Genomic DNA, 6,679 nt, shown 5'->3' with positions numbered 1-6,679 from the left:
CCTGCTAAAAATGTTCTTAAGTTCAAAGCCTCCAAAGGTGTTGAATCTGAGATCGGTTAAGCCGGTTGATAGTGGCGTTTTTAAATTAATTTTTTGACACAGAATAAATCGTATGATTACTATCGCTTCTTAACCGTCAGTTTGAGGGTCAGTATTATTTTGTCTATAGTGAACTAGCTCCTTGATAGGACCAGATCTCAATGTATCTTTTTTAGTATGAAAGTAATCATTATATCAATATTATCTGCTGCCGTATTCGCAGCAATTGGAATGCAATCCCAAGCACAAACGCTTATCCCCGGAAGCGATAAGGCAAAAGTAATAGAGTGCTCAGATTCTGATAAAGCTTATTTATATGATGATTATTTAATTTATACCCAGGCCGCTGGTGATTTTGACGGCAGTAACATATATATATTCAGCCCTAGCTCCAAAGCCGATCCATGCAAGATGAGCCCCAGACAAGCAAGCTATTTTGTTGGTGTCGGGGAATATGGAGGGGTTAATAAATTCATAGGAAAATATGAGGATTTAATTTTTCTAGATCAGTGGACCGGAAGAAATTTTAAACGGTTAATTGCAATAAATGTTCAAAACAAAAGCCTTGTTTTCCTAGACACGTACGCACAACCTGAGATTAGCAGCGGAGATCTGAACTATTTTAAGACTCTAAAAGCAAAGAGAAAATCTGTTAGAGATAAGATCCCGTGCCCTCAGGCTCAAGAGTGGGAGGCTCAAGGAAAACAAGTTTTATATGTTGAGAGAATGAGCGCTGATCTTAATACTATGAAAAAAGTATCATCAGATGAATTCTCATGTATGCCAGCTGAGCCGATTGCTAATATAAAACCCTCTGGATACGGACACTAATTAGTCTAATCACCTAAACAAAACAATTGAAGGAGGAACTTTGTTATCCACAGGTTCCAAATTCATTAGATATTCATAAACAGAGAGAAGCTCTTCATTACCTAGCTCTCCAAGCTCCCTCCATGGCATTGGAGCTTTAATGCGCCGCTCTATTCCTCGGTGCTGTCCTTGTTTTATTGTTTCAACAAACTCGGTCTCTGTCCATGTGCCTATACCTGTGTCATCATCAGGAGTTAAATTGGCGGAGAATACAATCTGGTTATCCGTTGCCCATACTGTAGTTTCTAGATTATCTACAAACTCCATCCACTCATGTGACGTGATAGCCATATCGCTAAATGAGGGGACTTCATTGCCTGCAGGATGCCCGGACATAAATCTTTTGGGATCTGCCATAGGTTTTCCATCCGGTCCCTGGATTTGAGGTGAGTGGCAAAAGCTGCAGTTCCATCCCTCAACTATCGCCTCACCAATCTCCAGTCGTTCAGGATTGTAGGTAGCCTCAGTCTTGGTTTTATGATTGCAGCCAATTGCAAGAAGTGAAACAATCAAGATTCCAAACAAACAAGAAAAAGGTAATTCTGAGTATACATTCCTCATAACATACCTCCTTGTTGATTACAGAACATTCTAACAATCTGATTTCAATCGCCCTATACAGCTAATATAGTAATTAATACCATAATCACAACACCACAAATGCAACAATTTTGGTATGATCTATTATTTATTCAATCTTCCATAATATCAGTCTGTTTGATGTGCCTTACCTCTTTTGAAGTTAGGTTATAAAACATTGCAAGCCGCTCAATAGTCTCTGTACTGTATTTAATCGAATAAAGGTCTTCTATTTCCAAACTGTACCTAAATGCAAGCTTTGAGACCTTGCTTCGCTCAACTTTTTTGGGAAGGTTTGGAACATTTGCTGCAAGAGATTCATCAGCCCTTAGCCTTTTTTCAATATTCTGCATAAGCCTCACAAGGGCCTGGTAATCTGTTTCTCCATCCACAATACGAATGCTCCATAGCGTCCCGTTTTTTGCGCTTTCCGTAAAAGAAATTCCAAACACGCAGTATTCATCACTAGCTTCATCTTTACCGGACCGCGCACAACTCTGAGATTTACCATCTAACTCGCACATATTACTTTGTGAATGCTTTGAATTTGAGTTCTTCTTATCACAGAGTCTATAACTTTTATACTCATGGCCTTGAGCCGTACTGAGGGCGATGTTGCTCTGCATCTGATCAGTTGATGAATTACTTCCAAATCCATAACTCGTTGTATTCTCATGCAGAGTCCTTTGTTCTTTATTATTTACTTTATCTATAGGCTTTGGATTATTTATACATCCAAGATCGTGTGTTCCCTCCGAATATAAAAGTTCTCTGCCGCAAATTGGGCACGGTAGATGATCAAATTCTTCTGCCATTTTGGTCTCCTTTGTAAATTCATTATTTTTCTCATATTTCCTCCTACAGGAAACCAGGGCATTTTTGCCCGCTTCTCATAACAAACTAACAAGGTGCATTCTACTAATAACATCGCTGCCCAACTAATTTAAATACAGCTCTTCTGCACAGAGCACATAACTCCATTGTGAACTATTAATTATAAGAACATGCTATGAGTTAAAGAATGGTATAGGTTTGAGCTAGGTCAAATTTTGTAACAGCTAGTGACCATTTGCCTTTTCTGACTTATTGTCCCAAGGCAAATTAATCTCTTTTGGCTTTGAGTTGGAAGATCCGGTAGCCGCTTTTTCAAAATTTACCACTGGCACATTGAACTTTCTTCCGCCTTCCTTCTTTGGAAAATGCAGAATCAAATCTCTGTCATATTTTTTATTGCGGGCGTGGTAAATCTCATACCTCTCGTCCTCAAAAAGTAATCCTATTATTCTAAAAGTGATTCCCAACCGCTCATGATAGTAAGTTGCTCTCATTTCTTCCTCTTAACTTTGAAAATATATTGTAATAGCACCAATAGACTAACATTTAGTAAGATATTAACCTTTGGCTTAAATAATTGAGGACATCTAACAAAATAGGCGTTTAGATCAAATTAAATAATTAAAAGCTTTAATCAACAGCCTATAGTACCGCTATCTTTTATTATACACCATTATCACTCAAAAAGCTCGTACTTTTCTTTAAACTCGTATTCTTTGTTCCTTATGATATTCCATGTGAACTTTTTTTAAACCTTTTACTACCTCCTTTTCTCTATGATATGGGAAATCTGCTTCAGAAACTGCAAGAAAACCTTCAATTAGTGTTAGCACTTCTTGAACATTAAGAGATCTTCCTTTTTCTTCTAAAGTTTTATAATAATCTCTGTACTGATTGCTATAATCTATAAGCCGTTTATCTATCACATCTCACCCCTCTTATTTATTTCTAAATCTGATGAAAGTATCCTTTTTCCTTATTACGTTTTTGAATTTCTAAAAGTAGTGCATCAGCTTTAATGTTATTTTCCTGTTCTCGGAATTTGAAGCCTTTTATACGTGTCTTTAGCATCTGGAGTTTCTCATCAGATAGTGGCACATAGTCAGACGGCCTTAGCACCGGATTTGAGAACTTAGGTTTTTCATTAAACCTCTCAAAGCAGTTTTTCATTCTCTTCCAGTCATAACTAACTTCTCTTCCCTTATTTATAGAGCAGTACTCATCGTTTCCGACAATGCCGAAACAACCCCTAAAATACTTATACATAACAGAGAAACCTTCTTCCGAGTCGCCGAATTCTGAGCGCCAATAATTAAAACTTTGCCTATAAAAGAATGAGTCTTTTTTTAGAACAGTGGTTATAAACTTCTCAGAATATTCGCAGCGCTTTAGATAGGATTTACATTGCTCCCAGAAATTATCAAAAGCATTACTTAGATAAAGCCTCTCCTGGGCGCGTCTTAGAATAAAATAGATATATCTAAAGCCCTCAAGAAAACGTTCAAAAGTCCTTTGCTCTTTATTCTTAGGAAAAAATTGCCTCTCGGAAGGACTTATATAATCCGCTCCAGAATCTAACTCTTGGTAAAGGGTGAATAATGCCTTCATTGTGCCCTCAGGATTTTTTGTTTTCTCTTCATTTTGTAGAAACTGCAGAGACTCAGCTATAAGTCTTTTATTCTTAGCAAGCTTTCTAGGATTTATCTTCTGATAACCGCTCTCCATTGCTTTTCTGAAAGTCTCGCTGTACTTCTCTGTGTTCAATTTCTGTGATCTCTCTATAGACTTTTTCGAATTTGTTTGAAGCATTATCTTTCTCCTTATTTTTATTAGTAAATAAAAGCTCTACGCTGCACTTTTTATTTTCAAACTCTCCTTCTCCATAAGTTCTCTCAATACACCTGAGCTGATAATCGACGGCCTGAGCCTGATTTGCCAGCATGCAAATATCAGGGGGCTTATGCAGCCACCCGAACACTCCTCCCGCTAGCTGAGAGTCAATTATGTAGCGTGCCCCTTCACTTGCCCGTCTATAAACATCCTGAGCCGAAAGTTCGGGATTTAGCTGTCTTAACCTGCTAAAGTAGGTCTCGGCTGATTTATACTCTCTGCCACCTGTGAGAACCGGTTGCCCTGATGCTTCTTCGTACATTTCAGAGAAAACATCGTTGTACCACTTTGTCGAGCAAAACTCATTTTTCCAATTCTTCTCTTTAACTTCGTCATAACCATTTTGAGATTCATAACTGCCTAAACTCTCATGAGCACTCTTTATGTTTGTGTGCTCATGCAAAGAGCCTGTGGAGTTATTTAACTCAAGCTTTTTTATCAAGGGCTCGGGGTTATAAGTAAGTCCTTTTATTCTGCCGTCAACCAAGCGCAAGTCGCGCCTTAGAAAACCCTTTTTCTCAAGCGCTCCCAGTCTTTTTTGCACTGTTTTCTCTGATATCCCATTTACATGGGCCAAATGCTGATCCAGATCCTGGACCCCATTGTTATAGCAATCTAAGCAATCAAGCAAGATGATGTATTCTTCGTTGTTAAGGCCAAGGGCTTTTCTTTTTAACCTAAGCTCCCTAGGCACAATAAAACACTCTTTTTCCGCTATAAATTCATCCCAGATATTCTTACTCATATTCCAGACCTGACTCCCTATAGAATCTTTATATTGAGAATGTTCCAGACAATATTGTTCAAATTGACCTTGCATGATGAAATAGCCCCTACTCTCTCCAGCGTTTAAGTGCCCTTACGAACTCGCGCTCTAAAAGTATGGCGTCTCTCATAAGGTCCTCTGGTCCAATAGCCCTTCCGCTGTAGTTCTCGGATATGATTTTTAGAAGCTCCATGAGCCTTCGCTCGCGCTCCTCTTCCCAACTGGACTCGTTTTTTCGCTCCCCATGGTTAAGCGGAAGACCGTTTTTGATAGGCTCCTGCCGCCCCAGCACATTTATAGACTGAACCCAGGTGCCTTTTCCCTTTTGGGTATAGCGGTACTCAACAAAATCACCGACTATTGGTATCTCAAAAGGCTCTTTTCTGTATTCCGGTTTTGAAAAAGAGAACCAGTTCTCTCTTCCTTCGATTTTGATCCCCGTCTCGCTGACCCTGGAGACTTTACCGCGCCCATCGTCGCGTATAGTTGCGTTTTGCTGTTGCATTGTATGACCCCTCGTAAATTATTCGTCCCATCTTCCGAGCGGATAGAATCCGCAGCCATACTATCTCTTCCAACCTTGCGGGTAGGACCCGCTGTAATAAACTTTCTTCCGATCCTCTAATTAATTACAAAACTCAAGCCCAGTTGTATTTACATTCCCAAAACTGTTAGAACTTTTATTCCAGCACACCACCGCGAGGTGTTGTGCCCCAGGCGTCTCTGGCTTCTGGGCAGCAGCTACCATAAAAACACCCGGGGCTGTCTCTGTAGGAGTGCTGTCTCGGCCTTCCCTCTCTTTTAAGAAGGATGGAGGATTGCGGGAAGGACGAGACGGATGGATATGCTAATGCTACTTTCATCTCTTTGTGAACTCCATGTACTTAGTATTCCAATCAGACTTTGGCGAAGGGCTATCCAGCTCGTTAAGTACCTCTTGATAAACGCGTTTGGCATCTTCGCAACTTGCGCCGTCTTTAACCTGTGCAGATGCATCAGCTATATGGAAGTCAAAATTTCCCTTCTCATATGCTCTGCCAAAATGCCAGGACATATAAAAGAACCCAAACACCAAAATCAAATAACCTGTATAGCGTAAAATTGATGACAACATAATTTCCGACCTCCTCGGACACGATGTGTCCTGGGCACAAGATGCCCCTTATTAATTTTCTTCCGAACTTCTGTTACCGACCGAGACCTCTTCCGACCCCTCCCGAGCCTCAAGCACGCCCCAGTACCCCCTTTGCTTGAGCCCTGAGAGAATTTGCGGATGAATCTCCTTCATCCTAATGGTCTCAATAAGCTCGACAGGATTAAGCCCGTCCTCTGCAAGATAGTCAGAAAAAGTCTGCCCGCGCTTCCTCAACTCTTTCTCAAACCGGAGCAAATTTAAATAACCATACTTTCTAAGCGCCTCCTCTACTGGTCTGCTCTTTGCTCCGTCCACATATATCACCATCTTTGTCGATGCCGGGCTAACCCCGTGTGAGCTTGCAAAATTATTTATACTTCCCCACTCCCCAATTATCTGCTGCGTAGTTATGTGCTCTATACGTCCCATAAAACCATCGGCCCCCTTAAGTCCACTCTGAATCATTGTTTTGTGATTGCTAATCATCATTTTGTGTTTCCGTTACTTGCAATTTCCAAATTTGTGTATTAATATTGTCATAGTCTTATTGTTTATGTATATTATAT

General features: G+C 40.1%; 11 protein-coding genes. 1 reads left to right on the top strand and 10 read right to left on the bottom strand.

All coding sequences use genetic code 11. The features are described 5' to 3' along the window. Positions 1-216: 216 nt before the first annotated feature. Positions 217-870, top strand: a complete 654-nt coding sequence (locus AAF462_08970; protein ID MEM7009249.1) for a hypothetical protein — start codon at positions 217-219, stop codon at positions 868-870. 9 nt (positions 871-879) lie between these two features. On the opposite strand, the gene AAF462_08965 is transcribed toward AAF462_08970, so the two are convergent. The 10 genes from AAF462_08965 to AAF462_08920 all read right to left on the bottom strand — a co-directional run bounded on the left by AAF462_08965 (position 880) and on the right by AAF462_08920 (position 6,602). Further along, positions 880-1,470 (bottom strand): hypothetical protein, encoded by a 591-nt coding sequence (locus AAF462_08965; GenBank protein MEM7009248.1) that lies wholly within the window; start codon positions 1,468-1,470, stop codon positions 880-882. A gap of 131 nt (positions 1,471-1,601) precedes the next feature. Beyond that, positions 1,602-2,303: a hypothetical protein gene (locus tag AAF462_08960; protein MEM7009247.1), complete on the bottom strand. Its 702-nt coding sequence runs from the start codon at positions 2,301-2,303 to the stop codon at positions 1,602-1,604. Between the two features lie 243 nt (positions 2,304-2,546). Next, complete coding sequence (locus tag AAF462_08955) at positions 2,547-2,816, bottom strand: hypothetical protein (protein MEM7009246.1); 270 nt, start codon at positions 2,814-2,816, stop codon at positions 2,547-2,549. Positions 2,817-3,023: 207 nt separating this feature from the next. Continuing rightward, positions 3,024-3,248, bottom strand: coding sequence for a hypothetical protein (locus AAF462_08950; GenBank protein ID MEM7009245.1), 225 nt, complete (start codon positions 3,246-3,248; stop codon positions 3,024-3,026). Positions 3,249-3,270: 22 nt separating this feature from the next. Next, positions 3,271-4,086, bottom strand: a complete 816-nt coding sequence (locus AAF462_08945) for a hypothetical protein (GenBank protein MEM7009244.1) — start codon at positions 4,084-4,086, stop codon at positions 3,271-3,273. After that, complete coding sequence (locus AAF462_08940; protein MEM7009243.1) at positions 4,016-4,957, bottom strand: hypothetical protein; 942 nt, start codon at positions 4,955-4,957, stop codon at positions 4,016-4,018. Before AAF462_08940 ends, AAF462_08945 begins: the two co-directional genes overlap by 71 nt. Positions 4,958-5,045: 88 nt before the next feature. Continuing rightward, positions 5,046-5,483: a hypothetical protein gene (locus tag AAF462_08935; protein ID MEM7009242.1), complete on the bottom strand. Its 438-nt coding sequence runs from the start codon at positions 5,481-5,483 to the stop codon at positions 5,046-5,048. A 175-nt stretch (positions 5,484-5,658) separates the two neighbouring features. Continuing rightward, entirely contained in the window at positions 5,659-5,841 is a 183-nt protein-coding gene (locus AAF462_08930; GenBank protein ID MEM7009241.1) for a hypothetical protein, read from the bottom strand. Then, positions 5,838-6,092 carry a hypothetical protein gene (locus tag AAF462_08925; GenBank protein MEM7009240.1) on the bottom strand — a complete coding sequence of 85 codons (255 nt, stop codon included), beginning with the start codon at positions 6,090-6,092 and terminating at the stop codon, positions 5,838-5,840. The genes AAF462_08930 and AAF462_08925 overlap by 4 nt, the downstream gene beginning before the upstream one ends. Before the next feature lie 51 nt (positions 6,093-6,143). Further along, entirely contained in the window at positions 6,144-6,602 is a 459-nt protein-coding gene (locus AAF462_08920) for a hypothetical protein (protein ID MEM7009239.1), read from the bottom strand. Positions 6,603-6,679 lie beyond the last annotated feature (77 nt).

The organism is Thermodesulfobacteriota bacterium (assembly GCA_039028315.1).
Classification (GTDB): Bacteria; Desulfobacterota_D; UBA1144; order Nemesobacterales; family UBA2774; genus CR02bin9.
This window is presented reverse-complemented; position numbering and strand designations above follow the sequence as displayed.